Genomic DNA, 15,169 nt, shown 5'->3' with positions numbered 1-15,169 from the left:
GTCGGCGAGCCCGTGATCGGAGTCCCCCCTCTTCGACATCGGAGTCGGCGAGCCCGTGATCGGAGTCCCCCCTCTTTGACATCGGAGTCGGCGAGCCCGTGATCGGAGTCCCCCCTCTTTGACATCGGAGTCGGCGAGCCCGTGATCGGAGTCCAGAGGAACGAGGAAGAGGCGCTTGGCCTTGCAGCGGCCTTCTTGCCGCGGCTGGCCGCTTTCTGGCGCCTCGAATGCCTTGACTTGCGAAATGATGTCTCAATGACATGGACGATCGGACGTTTCACGTCCGATCGTCCATGCAACTCGGCCCCGATTCCCGCACGCCACCTCGATAAGGGCCGATTTGTCGTCCAGCGCTGCTCCTGTCAGGCGACAAGCGGACCACATCGTCCCCACATATCCTCCAGAACGACTCCGTCCCGGGTCATTTCTGTGGACGGAGGGATACCTATCTGCGAATCACAATCGACCAGACGAGGCATAGCGTCCACGAATGAGGGCGCGTGGTTCCATGCTGTTCAAAGGGCGCCAGCATCACGGGAAGGCGCCTGGCTGGCATGCGCTTACCATGCAGCACAACGGCCGCTTCCCGGAAGAGGAAGGAGTGAGGGCACGCCATGGAGCAGAAAGGCTTTGCACCCAAGCCCAAAACGACCGCGCCCGAGGCGGTCAAGGCCCCGAGCCCGTCGCTTCCGAAGGGAGGCGGCGCGGTTCGAGGGCTCGGGGAAAAGTTCGCGACGAGCTTGGTGAGCGGCACGGGAGCCCTCACGGTCCCAATTGCAGTATCCCCGGGCCGCGGAGGGTTCGGGCCCGAGCTGTCGGTGGCCTATGATTCCGGCGGCGGGAATGGGCCCTTTGGTGTGGGTTTCCGGCTCTCCGTGCCCTCGATCTCGCGCAAGACCGAGCGTGGCTTGCCCGAGTACGAAGACGCCCGTGAATCCGACGTGTTCATCCTGTCGGGCGCGGAAGACCTCGTGCCGAAGCTCGACAAGAACGAAGATGGCGAATGGGTGCGCGACACGTTCGAGAACGAGGACGAGCGCGTCGAGCGGTACCGTCCTCGGGTCGAAGGTATCTTCGCGCGGATCGAGCGTGTCAAGGAGAAGGCGACCGGAAACGTTTCCTGGAGAGCCACGACCAAGGACAACGTAACGAGCATCTACGGCCAGTCCGCGGCGGCTCGGATCGTGAGCCCGTGGGCGTCGACCAAGGTCTATTCCTGGCTGCTCGAACGCACCGAGGATGCGCGAGGAAACGTCATCGTTTACGACTACAAAGCCGAGGATCTCACGAATGTGCCGAATGCCATCTACGAGAGACAACGGCGCTCGGGGGAGGCGCCGGTCGTCAACCGCTACCTGAAGAGGATCCGATACGGGAATACGGTGCCCTTCGAGGCGGAGGCGTTCCTTTTCGAGATCGTGTTCGATTACGGCGAGCACGGCGCCACGGCGCCGACGCCCGCGGAGGAGACGACCTGGCCTTGCCGGCAGGATCCTTTTTCGAGCTATCGCTCGACCTTCGAGATCCGCACGTACCGCCTCTGCCGGCGGGCCTTGATGTTCCACCACTTCCCCGAGCTCGGCGAGGATCCCGTGCTCGTGCGCTCCACCGATTTCACGTATGCCGAGGGGCCCGCTCTCGCCCGGCTCGTGTCGGTCACGCAGTCAGGATACATCAAGACGGAGAGCGGCTCCTCGAAGAAGTCGCTTCCGCCGCTCGAATTCGGTTATTCGCTGCCCGCGCTCCAGACTGCCGTCAAATCGCTCGATCCCCGCAGCCTCGAAGATCTGCCCGGCGGCGTGGATGGACAGACCGCGCGCTGGGTGGACCTTGACGGCGAGGGTATTCCCGGCGTGTTATGCGAGCAGCAGGGAGCGTTCTACTACAAGCGAAACCTCGGCGATGGGCACCTCGCGCCCGCGCGCCTGCTCGCGAGCCGGCCGGCCATGGCATCGAGCGGCGGCGCGCAGCTCCTCGATGTCGGGAGTGAAGGCCGTCAATGCCTCGTGGAGCTCACGTCGGAAGGCACGTCCGGCTATCACGAGCGCACGCCGGAAGGCGGCTGGGGGCCCTTCGTGCCGTTCCCTGCGCAGCCGAATGTCAACTGGAATGATCCGCGGGTTCGATTCATCGACCTTTCGGGCGATGGACTCGACGACATCCTGGTCACGACGGATCACGTGCAGCTCTGGTATCCGTCGCTCGGCAAGGGCGGGTGGGGCCCGCCGCGGGTGTTGCCGAAGGTCTACGACGAGGACAAGGCCCCGACGCTCGTGTTCGCGGACATGACGCAGGCGATCTTCGTGGCGGACATGAGCGGGGACGGTTTGCCTGATATCGTGCGCGTCCGCAATGGGAGCATTTGCTACTGGCCGAACCTCGGGCGGGGGAGGTTCGGCGCCAAGGTGCAGATGAGCAAGGCGCCGCAGTTGGATGATTCGCACACGTTCGATCCGCGCCGGATTCGCCTCGGGGATATCGACGGGACGGGGACCACGGACATCGTGTACGTGGCCGGTGAAGGGGCGGTCATCGTGTTCAACCAGGCGGGGAATGGCTGGAGCGAGCCGGTGCGAATGCCGGGGTTCCCGACGGCCGATTCCTTGTCCACCGTGGGCGTGGTCGATCTGCTCGGGTCCGGTACGGCGTGTATCGTGTGGTTGTCACCGTGGCGGGGTGTGGCGAAGCCGCCGATGCGGTATATCGATCTTTTGGGCAGCAAGAAGCCGTACCTTCTCACGTCGGTCAAGAACAACCTCGGGGCTGAGACGAAGCTCGAGTATGCGCCCTCGACGAGGTTTTACCTGGAGGACCTGAAGGCTGGAAAGCCGTGGGTGACGAGGCTGTCGTTTCCCGTGCACGTGCTCACGCGCGTGGAGACGTTCGACGCGATCAGCAAGGCGCGGTTCGTCAGTACGTACAAATATCATCACGGGTATTACGACGGGGCCGAGCGAGAGTTCCGGGGGTTTGGCTTGGTAGAGCAATTCGACGCGGAGTCCTTTTCGGCCGAGCGCGGGAAGGGGCTCTTCGCGGAGGCTCCGACGGAGGAGGAGTTCCATCTGCCGCCGGTGCTCACGAAGACGTGGTTTCATACGGGCGCGTTCCTCGACAGAAGTCGGATCGCGAAGCAGTTCGAGAACGAGTATTACGCAGGTGACGAGCTGAGGCCGGAGTTGCCCGACGCCGTGCTGGAGGCGGGGTTGTCGCCGAGGGATCTCCGCGAGGCGTGTCGGGCGCTCAAGGGGCAAATCCTCCGCACGGAGGTCTACGCGTTCGATGGCTCCGAGGCAGAATTGCATCCATATGTGGTGACGGAGGTTTGCCCTGCCATCGTGCGGGTGCAGTCTTCGACTGCGAAGGCGTATGGGTCGTTCTTCGCGTACGCTCGTGAGTCTGTCGAGGTTGATTACGAGCGTGACCCGGACGATCCGCGCGTGGTGCATACGCTGGCGCTCGATGTCGATCCGTTCGGCCACGTGGAGCGCTCGGTGAGCATCGCGTACGCGCGGCGGAGCATTCCGGAGGGCATGCCCGAACAGGGGCTTTTGGCTACCCTGACTGAGAGCGACGTCGTCAACGAGGATGGGGAGGCGAGCTGGTTCCGCCTCGGAGTGCCCAAGGAGACGCGAACGTACGAGCTCACGGGGCTCTCCACGACACGGAGCACGTTGTTTTTGTTCGACGACGTGCTCATCGATGTGAACGCCGCCGGCGCGATCTCCTACGAGGAGACGCCCAACGGCACCGCAATGCAAAAGCGCCTGGTCGAGCGGGTGCGGCAGGTCTATTACGACAGCACGACGCTGTCCGGGTCTTCCCCCGCAGCGCTGCCTTTCGGCACCATCGACGCGCTCGCGTTGCCCTACGAGACGTATGCGCTCGCATTCACGTCAGGGCTCCTCACCGCGGCTTATGACACGCGCGTGACCTCGACCATGCTCACCGGGGGCGGGTACATCGAAGAGAACGACGACTATTGGGTGCGAACTGGCCGCCAGGTGTTCGATCCGGACAAGTTCTACTTGCCGGTCGAGATCCTGGATCCGCTCAGCAATTCCACGACCCTCACGTACGACACCCACGGCTTGCTCGTGATGTCTGCCGAGGATCCGCTCGGCAATATCGTCACCGCGATAAACGATTATCGTGTCCTAGGGCCCACGCTCGTTACCGACCCGAATGGCAATCGCAGCGCTGTGAAGCTCGACGAGCTAGGGATGGTCGTGGCGACGGCCGTGATGGGCAAGGTCGGCTCGAGCGACGGGGACACACTGCTGGAGGAGCCCACCACGACGTTCGAGCACAATCTCGACGCATGGCGCACGACGGGCAAACCCAACGTCGTGCATGCGGCCGCGCGCGAGCGGCACGGGGATGCGCTGACGCCGTGGCAGCACAGCTACACGTACCTCGATGGACTCGGGCGTGAGATTCTGAAGAAGGTGCAGGCCGAGCCCGGTCCGGCGCCCGTGCGGGACGAGAACGGGGGGCTTGTCAAGGACGAGAACGGCGCGGTAGTGTTGGCCACCGCCTCGCCGCGATGGGTGGGCACGGGGCGCGTGGTCATTGACAACAAGGGCAATCCCGTCAAGCAGTACGAGCCGTTCTTCACGGCCACCCACGAATACGAGGATGAACAGGAGCTGGTCGAGTGGGGCGTGACGCCGATCCTGCGTTACGACGCGCTCGGCCGGCTCATCCGAACGGACCTGCCGAACGGGACGCATTCGCGGGTGACGTTCACGCCCTGGGAGCAGGCGAGCTGGGACGGGAACGATACGGTGCTCGAAACGGGCAATCCCTGGTATGCCGCGAGGCAGCCGAGCGCGACGCCGACGGCTTCCGCGCAGGAGCAGCGGGAGGCGGAGCTGACCGAGGAGCATGCGGAGACGCCGGCGCTGGTGCATTTCGACGTGCTGGGCAGGCCGGTGCGCGGGGTCGAGGACAACAAGACCGCAGGGGTGTATACGACGAAGGCGGTGCTCGATATCGAAGGGAATCCGCGGGCGATTGTCGATGCTCGTGGGAATACGGCGATGGAGTATGTCTTCGACATGCTCGGGCGGACGCTGTACCAGAAGAGCTGCGATTCTGGAGAGCGGTGGACGCTGGCGAATGTGCTCGGGAACCCGATTCGGGGGTGGGATGGCCGAGGGCATGTGGTGCGCTCGGTCTATGATGCGCTGAATCGGCGGACGGGGCTTTGGGTGCAGAAGGGGTCGGATCCGGAGGTGCTCGCCGAGGTGACGGTGTATGGGGAGGGGCAGACGGATCCGGAGGACGCGAATCTGCGTGGGAAGGTGTATCAGGTGAAGGATGGGGCCGGGGTGGTTACCTCGGTCGAGTATGACTTCAAGGGGAATTTGCTGGAGAGCCAGCGGCAACTCGCGCAGAATTATGCGACGCAGCTCGATTGGTCGGGCACGGTGACGCTCGAGACGGAGGTGTTCACGCAGACGACGGCGTACGATGCGCTGAATCGGCCGACGAGCATGACGACGCCGGACCAGAGCGAGATCAAGCCGACGTACAACGAGGCGAGTCTGCTCGAGGCGGTGGAGGTACGGATCCGGGGCGCGAGCACCTGGACGACGTTCGTTGATGACATCGATTACGATGTGAAAGGGCAGCGGGAGAAGATCGTTTACGGAAACGGGGTGGTCACGGAGTATAGCTACGATCCGCTGACCTATCGGCTGACGCGGCTCGAGACGACGCGGACGTCGGATGATACGCTCCTGCAGGATCTGCGGTACACGTACGATCCGGTAGGCAACATCGTCGAGATTGCCGACCTGGCGCAGGAGGAGCTCTACCACAACAGCGAGCTGGTCGAGCCGGTCTGGGAGTACGAGTACGACGCGATCTACCGGCTGATCGAGGCGACGGGGCGGGAGCACTCGGGGCAGAATGCGGATATCCAGCAGGATGCGAATGGGTTTCCGCTGGTGAGTGCGGCGAACCCGAATGATCCGCAGGCGATGCGGAACTACGCGGAGAGCTTCGAGTACGACGCGGTCGGCAACATCTTGAAGATGATTCATGCCGCGCAGGGCGGCACGGGAAGCTGGACGCGGCGGTACCAGATCGCGCCGACGAGCAATCGGTTGCTCGGGACGAGCTTGCCGGGGGATGCGCTGGGGCAATTTTCGGCGACGTATACGTACGACGAGCACGGGAGCATGACGTCGATGCCGCATCTCGACGGCATCGTGTGGGACTTCAAGGACCAGAAGCGCGAGGTCGACAAGGGCGGCGGGGGGACAGTCTACTTCACGTATAACGCCGGCGGGCAGCGGGTCCGGAAGGTCTGGGAGCATAGTGGGATTGTCGAGGAGCGGATCTACCTCGGTGGGTTCGAGGTCTACCGTAGGCACGAGCTCGGGAATGTCGTGCTGGAGCGGGAGACGCTCCACGTGATGGACGATGCGCGTCGGATTGCGATGGTGGAGACCAAGACGGTAGACGCGTCCGATCCGAACCTCGTGGTGACGTCGCGGGTCCGGTATCAACTTGGGAATCATCTCGGGTCCGCCGCGCTGGAGCTCGATGAGAGTGGGCTCGTCATCAGCTACGAGGAGTATCACCCCTATGGGACGAGCGCGTACCGTGCCGTGGACGATACCGTCGAGGTGAGCGCTAAGCGGTACAGGTACACAGGCAAGGAGCGGGACGAGGAGACGGGACTGTATTACCACGGGGCGAGGTATTATGCGTCGTGGCTCGGGAGGTGGATGAGTGCGGATCCAATAGGGATCAAGGGTGGGATCAACCTATTCGCGTATGTGGCAGGGAATCCGGTCAGGTTGGTGGACCCACAGGGACACGAGCCGACGGAGACCTACCTGGGCAATCGCCACACCGACGAAGAGAAGGCACGGCTGGAGAAGGTCTGGGGCCAAGGAACCGTCGAGTGGCGGGACAACGCCAAGAAGAGCAGCGCCCAGGGCTGGTATGTACGGACGGAGGGCAGCAAGGTGCTCCCGCATCCGGCGCCCAAACCCAATGTAGAGACGACATCCGACGCCAATACCACCGATCCCGAACGTGACGAGATCGCAGACCTCGTCGCGAACGAGGACATTCCCAGCGATCCAACCGACGAGGTGGCCAACAATCCCAATTCCGACGAACACAAGGAGAAGGTCATCGCGGCCATCAATCACTTCCTCGTTCGGGCAGAGAGGAGCGGAAACACCGGCGTTGAAACCTATCGCGACGGGCTGGAGCGGGAGACTCGCGCGCGCCAAGAGAGCGAAAAACACTCTCGGAGCCTCATTCTTCGTGATGCCCAGCGTTTCTTTTATGGCACGGTTGGGCCGTACATGTGGTCGGATCCGGGGGCCATCTCGGCGAACGACAAGGACACGCGTTGGGCAGAATCTCCGGCGCCGAAAGTGCCGTCGAAGGCGAACCTCTTGGGTATAACCGCCGCAGTCTTCGCTGATAAAGCATATTCTTTTCAGAAAGAGGTTTTCTTCGCCTTGGGTCTCGAAGAGGCGAACAGGTCGAGGGCGGACAGACCCAGTTCGGGCGTGGGAGGCAGCCAGTGGTACGACATTGCAATGGCGCGAGAAGACAGTACCGAGCTCGAGTCGGTCGGGAAGGTCAAGCCGCTGACCCTCGAGGACGTGAAGAAATGGGAGGAGGTCGACCGTGAATTGCAGCGTCTTAGGATTGAGGGGATGGGCGTGATCATGAGGACCACGTATTAATTAATTCGAGCGTAAATTCGCGCCGAGCGAACCCGGCGCCTTCCGGTTCCGGCGCGCGAGAACGTTGCGCATCAATCGGCATAAAGCCAAAATCGCTCGATTTCGCCGCCCCTGAAGACAATGTTACAAGAGTGAGATGCGAAGAGCGCCCCGAAAGATGGTGCGAGGCGAAGCTCCTCGCAAACCTCGATGGCGCCATGTCGGCCACTCTCCACAGTGCCATTGATAGGTCGTTGGTGACAGATGATGTGAATCGTGCTTTCTCGGCCCGGCGAACCAGAAGACCCGGGCTCTGGCGACGTGGGATGCACTTGCCATGCGAAGCCAAGTAGCTCGGCCTGCTGCTGGACCGCGCTGATTGGCATCCGAGGGTGCAAGTGTGCGGAAAGGCGTTCTGCCGCCGAGAGCCCAGGGGGATTTACGGCGAACGCATAGGCGAGCCAGCCTACAATGGTGGCGACCAGAGTCCCCAGCACGAGCAGGCGTCGGGACGTGCGGGTTACAGATGGCCGCGTCGACATGAGGAAGCGCATAGCACAGCTCGGGCCAAGCGGCTACTGCAAGGGCGCTCCCGACCGAGGTTCGTTGTGCGCGCCAGCGGCGCCAGGTGCATGCGCCAGTGGCACGAGATATGGCAGACAATTTTGATTCGTTCAAGAAGGCGGTGCGTGAGGGTTGGACCGAGGAAGAGGCGGCACGCGACCACACCTTCACAGGGATCATGGCTGGAAGGGCCGGGTTCAAGAACGTAACAATTATAGAGAACAACGAGCAGAGGGTGGTGGTGGAGTTTTATCGATGAAGGACGAAGAAGTCATTGGGGCCTTACAGGCAAGGCGTGGAGAATTCTATCCAGTTGAATTGGCTGAGTATCTCGGGGAGCTGACCAACGGAGGATTGTCGCAGTCGACCATGGTGACGTACTTCAAGCGAGCGTTTCCTGAGATCCCGCTGCGAGTCCTTCTCGATGCTGGAGGGTGGCAGAGACTCAGCAACGGAGGTCTAACGGATCGTGATTTCAATGCACTGTTGCAGCCCTGGTTAGACACCAGGTAAGGGTGGCGATGTGGCAGCAGCCACACGGCCGGCGTGGCTGTCAAAACGGCAAGGTAAAGGGCCTCTCGTCGGCATCCACGGGCACATGATCCACGAGCCGTTCTTTTCTGCCACCCACGAATACGAGGACGAACAGGAGCTTGTCGAGTGGGGCGTGACGCCGATCCTGCGTTACGACCCGCTCGGCCGGCTCATCCGAACGGACCTGCCGAACGGGACGCATTCGCGTGTGACGTTCACGCCCTGGGAGCAGGCGAGCTGGGACGGGAACGATACGGTGCTCGAGACGGGCAACCCCTGGTATGCCGCGAGGCAGCCGAGCGCGACGCCGACGGCTTCCGCGCAGGAGCAGCGGGCGGCGGAGCTGACCGAGGAGCATGCGGAGACGCCGGCGCTGGTGCATTTCGACGTGCTGGGCAGGCCGGTGCGCGGGGTCGAGGACAACAAGACCGCAGGGGTGTACACGACGAAGGCGGTGCTCGATATCGAGGGGAATCTGCGGGCGATTGCGGATGCTCGTGGGAATACGGCGATGGAGTATGTCTTCGACATGCTCGGGCGGACGCTGTACCAGAAGAGCTGCGATTCTGGAGAGCGGTGGACGCTGGCGAATGTGCTCGGGAACCCGATTCGGGGGTGGGATGGCCGAGGGCATGTGGTGCGCTCGGTCTATGATGCGCTGAATCGGCGGACGGGGCTTTGGGTGCAGAAGGGGTCGGATCCGGAGGTGCTCGCCGAGGTGACGGTGTATGGGGAGGGGCAGACGGATCCGGAGGACGCGAATCTGCGTGGGAAGGTGTATCAGGTGAAGGATGGGGCCGGGGTGGTTACCTCGGTCGAGTACGATTTCAAGGGGAATTTGCTGGAGAGCCAGCGGCAGCTCGCGCAGAATTACTCGACGCAGATTGATTGGTCGGGGACGGTGGCGCTCGAGACGGAGGTGTTCACGCAGACGACGGCGTATGATGCGCTGAATCGTCCGACGAGCTTGACGACGCCGGACCAGAGTGAGATCAAGCCGAGGTACAACGAGGCGAATCTGCTCGAGAAGGTGGAGGCGCGGATTCGGGGGGCGAGTGGTTGGACGACGTTCGTCGATGATATCGATTACGATGCGAAGGGGCAGCGGGAAAAGATCGTTTATGGGAACGGGGTGGTCACGGAGTACAGTTACGACCCGCTGACCTACCGGCTGACGCGGCTCAAGACGACGCGGACCTCGGACAGTGAGCTGTTGCAGGACCTACGTTACACGTACGATCCGGTCGGCAACATCGTCGAGATTGCCGACCTGGCGCAGGGTGAGCTCTACCACAATAGCGAGCTGGTCGAGCCGGTCTGGAAGTACGAGTACGATGCGCTCTACCGGCTGATCGAGGCGACGGGGCGGGAGCATTCGGGACAGAATTCTGATATCCAGCAGGATGCAAACGGGTTTCCGCTGGTGAATGCGGCGAACCCGAATGATCCGCAGGCGATGCGGAGCTATGCGGAGAGCTTCGAGTACGATGCGGTCGGCAACATCTTGACGATGATTCATGCCGCGCAGGGCAGCACGGGGGGCTGGACGCGGCGGTATGATATCGCGGAGTCGAGCAATCGGCTCCTCAGGACGAGTTTACCGGGGGATGCGGTCGGGCAGTATTCGGCGCTGTATAACTACGACGAGCACTGGAGCATGACGTCGATGCCGCATCTGGAGGGCATCGTGTGGGATTTCAAGGATCAGAAGCGCGAGGTCGACAAGGGCGGCGGGGGGACGGTCTACTTCACGTACGACGCTGGCGGGCAGCGGGTGCGGAAGGTCTGGGAGCACAGCGGGATCGTCGAGGAGCGGATCTACCTCGGGGGCTTCGAGGTCTACCGGAGGCATGAACTCGGGGATGTGTACTGGTTCCCCGTGAACAGGATGCGGTCCCGGTATAGTAAAGTAAAACCTCTCCAAGGCAAGTCACAAGCGGCCTGAATTCGCGAGGCCCACGCGCCACCGAGAGTGCCACCGTGCTCGCGTTGGGCAACTCGCGTCCTCGCCATCCTCGCCGGGTTTGGCTTCCAGGCGGCCGCGGTTGCTGCCCGGCGCAGCCCCGAGCATCTCGCCGCGGCTGCGGGTGGCTCCGGGCGCGAGATTGCCCTTTGCTGCGCGCGGCGGCTCCGCGATTATGCGGGCGATGGGCAGACGGAGCCTCCGGCGGGGGCTCGGAGCTCCGGATGCGCAGCCGCCCTCGCTGCCAGGCGACGCTGCCGCCGCGCCTCACGAGCTGCCTCGAGCTTCGTGTCACGTGCGGCCCAGATGATATCGGCTCGGCCCGCGAGCGCGTCGTTCGGTGTGATGTACCCGATGGCGCTGTGCAAGCGCACGCCGTTGTAATGGTCGACGAAGCGCCCGACGATGCGGCGGGCATCCGCGAGCGATGACGGCGGCGTCACCCGAATCGCGTCGCTCTTCAGCGTCCTGTGCCAGCGCTCGATCTTGCCATTCGACTGGGGGTAGTTGACCGAGATGCGCACGTGCGTCATGCCCGCGATTCGGATGAACTCCTTGAAGTCCTTCGCGATGAACTGCGGGCCGTTGTCCGAGATGATGCGTGGCCTTTCGTCAGGGTACTTCTCGCGCGCACGCTGTGCGATGCACTCGACATCCAACTCGGTCATCGCTTCGCGAATCTCCCAATGGACGATCGCGCGGCTGGCGCCGTCGAGCAGCGAGCACAGGTAATAGAACGTGCCAGCTACGTTCAGGTAGGCGATATCGATGTGCCAGTGCTCGTGCGGCCTGAGCGGCTGCACGAAGCCGGTGCCCTTCTTCGACGCGCCCCGCTTCCAGCGGTCGAGGCGGCCTGCCGCCGACAGCACCCGATAGGTGGTCGAAGGACTGACGGCGACGACGTCCTGGTCCAGCATCATGAACGTCAATCGGCGATAGCCCTCGAGCGGGTTCTTTGCGTGGAAGTCGAGCACCTTCTGCCGCTCCTCGGGCCCGATCCAGAAGTCGCGTGGCACATCTGCATTGTGCTCGTTCGCCTTACCGTAGCGCTTCTTCCAGTCGAAGAACTTGCTGCGCGCGACGCCGAGCCAGCGAATGAAGCTCTCCCCGATGATATTCGTCTTGTCGGCCCACACGCGGACGAAGTCGACGACCTCGTCACGCGTGTCGTGGGGAACCCACCGGCCGGTCAGGGCTCCCCAAGTTCTTTTTTCAGCTTGACGTATTCCTCGGAGATCTCCGCGATCACCGCGTCCTTCTTCGAGAGCTTGGCCTCCAGCTGCGCGACGCGCGCTTCGAGCTCACGCTCGCGTGCCGAGGGCTTGTCCTTCGGCGGCCCATCGAACACGACGGCCGCGTTCTCGAACAGCTGCCGCTGCCAGGTGTAGAAGAGGCTCGGCTGCAGCTTCGTCTCGTCGCAAAGGCTCGAAACGGGCACCTTCTCCACGTGGTGGCGCTTCAGCAGCGCGGCCTTCTGCTCGCTCGTGTGGTTTCTTCGGATTCGCTTCGGCATGAACGGTTTGTCCTCGACCGTGTAGCACGGCGGTCAGGTTTGTCCCGTTCCGAGGGAGGCAGAACAGCTAGAGCTGGATGAGGATGGGCTCGTCATCAGCTACGAGGAGTACCATCCATATGGGACGAGCGCATACCATGCTATGGCGAGCGGGGTGGAGGTCAGCGCGAAGCGGTACAGGTACACGGGTAAGGAGAAGGACCAGGAGACAGGGCTGTATTACCACGGGGCGAGGTACTATGCGCCGTGGTTGGGACGGTGGACGAGCGCGGATCCGGCGGGGATGGTAGATGGGCCTGGACTATACAACTATGCAGTGTGCGATCCTATTTCGTTGCATGATCCAACCGGAAAGGAAGTACCAAAACCCGGTACCGTTGATTATCAAATCATGACGATGACCGACGCGCAACTCCATGCCCACATGAAGGCATTGTCGAAACAATCGCCTACTTCACTAGGCACATTCATGCGCGGCGCGTCGGGCTTGTTTTGGGCACGCGCGTTCGCAATGCAATCAAAGTACTCGATGGACGTGGAATACCCCTTCAAGATGCCGCCAAACATGACAATAGGAGGAGCGCCGGAATTTCAGTCTAAGGTCACTCGTGACCTATCGCTTCTCGCTGCGACTCCGAGCGGTCGGGTTCTGTTTTCGACGCTCGAGGCGGCAGGACAACCTGTGCGGATCGTCCCCGCCGATCCAAGCCTGCCCAAGGGCGACCAGCTGAAAGCTTTCCCAGATGATGAAGAGAAACGTAAACGCGGTGAACCAACTGGGACCACCATCACCTACAACCCGGACTTGTATCTTGTGGCGGAAGGCCCTCAGCCTATCAAGGACGCCTCACTAGGACAGCAAGTGCCGCACCCACCGCAGGTGGGGCTGGGTCATGAGGGGGTGCACGCGGTCCGCAACGCGCTGGGGACAAACGCTCCATATGAAGCTGAGTCGGAGTGGAAAAGTGGATTTGATCAACGCACTGTGCACGCGGAGCGCATGGCCATAGGTCTTGAAGAGTATAAAAATGAGATTCCCACCGAAAACTCGTTTCGACGGGATCTCGGCCTTCCACTCAGAGGGAGTCATACCATTTACGTTCCTGGCGAGGACTTGCTTTACTCGTGGCCGCCTGCTCCTGCACTCCGACCTGGAGGCCCTAAGTGAGACACCTCAGCGCCCTACGAGCCCACTGGTGCGCGATCGGGCTCGCATGCTTCGGATGCGATACTCCTTCATCCACCAGTGTTACATCGGCGGTGCCGTCGCCAAGCGTGACTCCGCCGATGCTCGCTCCGACGGCAACCCTCGGGTCGACCTCAACGCAGTGCGTCACGCAAGGCCACAACGCCAACAGTATGTCTTGGAAGCCTACGGGCGCAATGGCCCTATCTCCGGCGGTACGTGGCATCGTGCAGCAGATTGAAGGGGATTGCACATGGCAGCGTCTTCGCTTTCAGCTATTCAAGCCGACGAAGCGTGCCGAGTGGATGAAGGCGCTATCGTCCGCGTGGTCAGAAGCTGAAGCTGTCGAGTTGCTGAGTCACGAGGCACCAACGGTACGCGGCTACGCTGCTTACCAGCTCGTGCGCCAGTTTCCTCAGTCGGCGCCGCTGCTTCGGTCTATATTCTCCGACGAGAGTCCCGTTCGTTTGGCCTGGGTGGACTACGGTGAGACGTCACCCCTGTCCTATGTGCTTGCGACTGAGCTATGCGAGCTTGCCTTGCCCTCCGCAGACAAGGAGCTCTTATGGGCCCTGCAAAACGCACCGGAGGCGTTTCGACGAAAGGAAGTCTTCGCGTGCTTACGTAAACGAATACCAGCACAAGCCGCCTCCACCGCTTTCAGTCTGTTACAGAGCCGTGAAGATGTTGAGGCCATCTGCACTCTCGGTTTTGATCCTCGCTCCGAATACGTGCCGGTGGTGCGGCGGTTCGCGCAAGGATCCTCTGTCCAGGGGCGATTTGCTGCGGCAATAGCCCTCGCCGCGTTTACCAACGATGCCGCCGTTCAGACAGCACAGTCGCTCATTACGGACCCAGATCCCGAGGTGCGAGTAGCGGCTCGCATCAGTGCGTGGCGTCTCGGCCAAGCGTCAGTTTCTGAAGTGGAAAAGCTACTGGCGGCCACCGATGGCTTGGAACGAGTAGCTGCTGAGGCGTTGATATGGTTCCCCTCGGAGAAGTCTCTCGCGACGATAGAGCGGTATTTGGTCGCTCATCCGGACGATGAGAGAGTTATGCATTCACTGTTCGCACAGCGTCCTTCGCCGCTTTTCTTGAGGAAAATGCGGCAGTGGGCGACGGGCATCTGGCGCTCCTCGAATCGACACGACGAGGTGTTGCATTATTTGGCGGAAGCGAAGGATTCGGCTGCCGCACCCATCTTTGACGATGCCCTGCGGGCGCGAAAATGGTCCACGATCGTCCTCGGCACGCAAGGACTCGCTGTCATCGGCCCAGCAGGCACGCCGTATATTCGGAATCTGGAGAAACTGCTGAATGACAACAATGCCTATATTGTTGTGGGCGCGGCAGAAGCACTGCTTACTCTGAAGGCACGACAGTCCCTTCCGCAGCTGCGCGAGGCGAAGGCTAAAATACCCAAAGAGAGCTGGGCAGAGCGACGACTCGATGAAATTATTTCGGAACTCGAGAGGCTTCCGTAGGAGATACTGGTGCCGACGCTGAGGCTGATTCCACCTCACAAGGCTGGTGGGCACGTGGGTCGTGCGTCTCGTGTCGGTGCGTCAAATCATCTCTATAGCGCGTTACAGCAGGAACTCCGAGGCAGGTTGGTAATCAGCAGGGCAGGGCTCGCGACCGTGACGGTTCGCGTCACCGCAGCGGTCGTCACCAAGAAGCTCTACTGTAACACCTCGCCCACCCCCGTCCTG

General features: G+C 62.1%; 8 protein-coding genes. 6 read left to right on the top strand and 2 right to left on the bottom strand.

Going from position 1 to position 15,169, the window contains the following annotated elements:
* Positions 1-614 precede the first annotated feature (614 nt).
* From POL67_RS37655 to POL67_RS37640, 4 genes are all read left to right on the top strand, one after another.
* The gene (locus tag POL67_RS37655) at positions 615-7,718 is read left to right on the top strand and encodes a SpvB/TcaC N-terminal domain-containing protein (RefSeq protein WP_271925478.1); all 7,104 of its coding nucleotides are present in this window, start codon (positions 615-617) and stop codon (positions 7,716-7,718) included.
* A 631-nt stretch (positions 7,719-8,349) separates the two neighbouring features.
* The gene (locus POL67_RS37650; RefSeq protein WP_271925477.1) at positions 8,350-8,520 is read left to right on the top strand and encodes a hypothetical protein; all 171 of its coding nucleotides are present in this window, start codon (positions 8,350-8,352) and stop codon (positions 8,518-8,520) included.
* Positions 8,517-8,774, top strand: coding sequence for a hypothetical protein (locus tag POL67_RS37645; protein ID WP_271925476.1), 258 nt, complete (start codon positions 8,517-8,519; stop codon positions 8,772-8,774). The genes POL67_RS37650 and POL67_RS37645 overlap by 4 nt, the downstream gene beginning before the upstream one ends.
* Positions 8,775-8,859: 85 nt before the next feature.
* The gene (locus tag POL67_RS37640; RefSeq protein ID WP_271925475.1) at positions 8,860-10,740 is read left to right on the top strand and encodes an RHS repeat domain-containing protein; all 1,881 of its coding nucleotides are present in this window, start codon (positions 8,860-8,862) and stop codon (positions 10,738-10,740) included.
* Between the two features lie 191 nt (positions 10,741-10,931).
* On the opposite strand, the gene POL67_RS37635 is transcribed toward POL67_RS37640, so the two are convergent.
* The gene (locus POL67_RS37635) at positions 10,932-11,894 is read right to left on the bottom strand and encodes a DDE-type integrase/transposase/recombinase (protein ID WP_271920392.1); all 963 of its coding nucleotides are present in this window, start codon (positions 11,892-11,894) and stop codon (positions 10,932-10,934) included.
* Between the two features lie 53 nt (positions 11,895-11,947).
* Positions 11,948-12,271 (bottom strand): transposase, encoded by a 324-nt coding sequence (locus POL67_RS37630; RefSeq protein WP_271917931.1) that lies wholly within the window; start codon positions 12,269-12,271, stop codon positions 11,948-11,950.
* Positions 12,272-12,344: 73 nt separating this feature from the next.
* On the opposite strand from POL67_RS37630, the gene POL67_RS37625 reads away from it, so the two are divergent.
* Together POL67_RS37625 and POL67_RS37620 are read left to right on the top strand one after the other, a co-directional pair.
* Positions 12,345-13,439 (top strand): RHS repeat-associated core domain-containing protein, encoded by a 1,095-nt coding sequence (locus POL67_RS37625; RefSeq protein WP_276077031.1) that lies wholly within the window; start codon positions 12,345-12,347, stop codon positions 13,437-13,439.
* A 245-nt stretch (positions 13,440-13,684) separates the two neighbouring features.
* Positions 13,685-14,941, top strand: coding sequence for a hypothetical protein (locus POL67_RS37620; protein WP_271925474.1), 1,257 nt, complete (start codon positions 13,685-13,687; stop codon positions 14,939-14,941).
* Positions 14,942-15,169: the final 228 nt, after the last annotated feature.

Origin of the sequence: Polyangium mundeleinium (genome assembly GCF_028369105.1) — a bacterium.
Taxonomy (GTDB): Bacteria; Myxococcota_A; Polyangia; order Polyangiales; family Polyangiaceae; genus Polyangium; species Polyangium mundeleinium.
The sequence above is the reverse complement of the archived record's forward strand: the minus strand, read 5'-3'. Positions and strand labels throughout refer to the sequence as shown.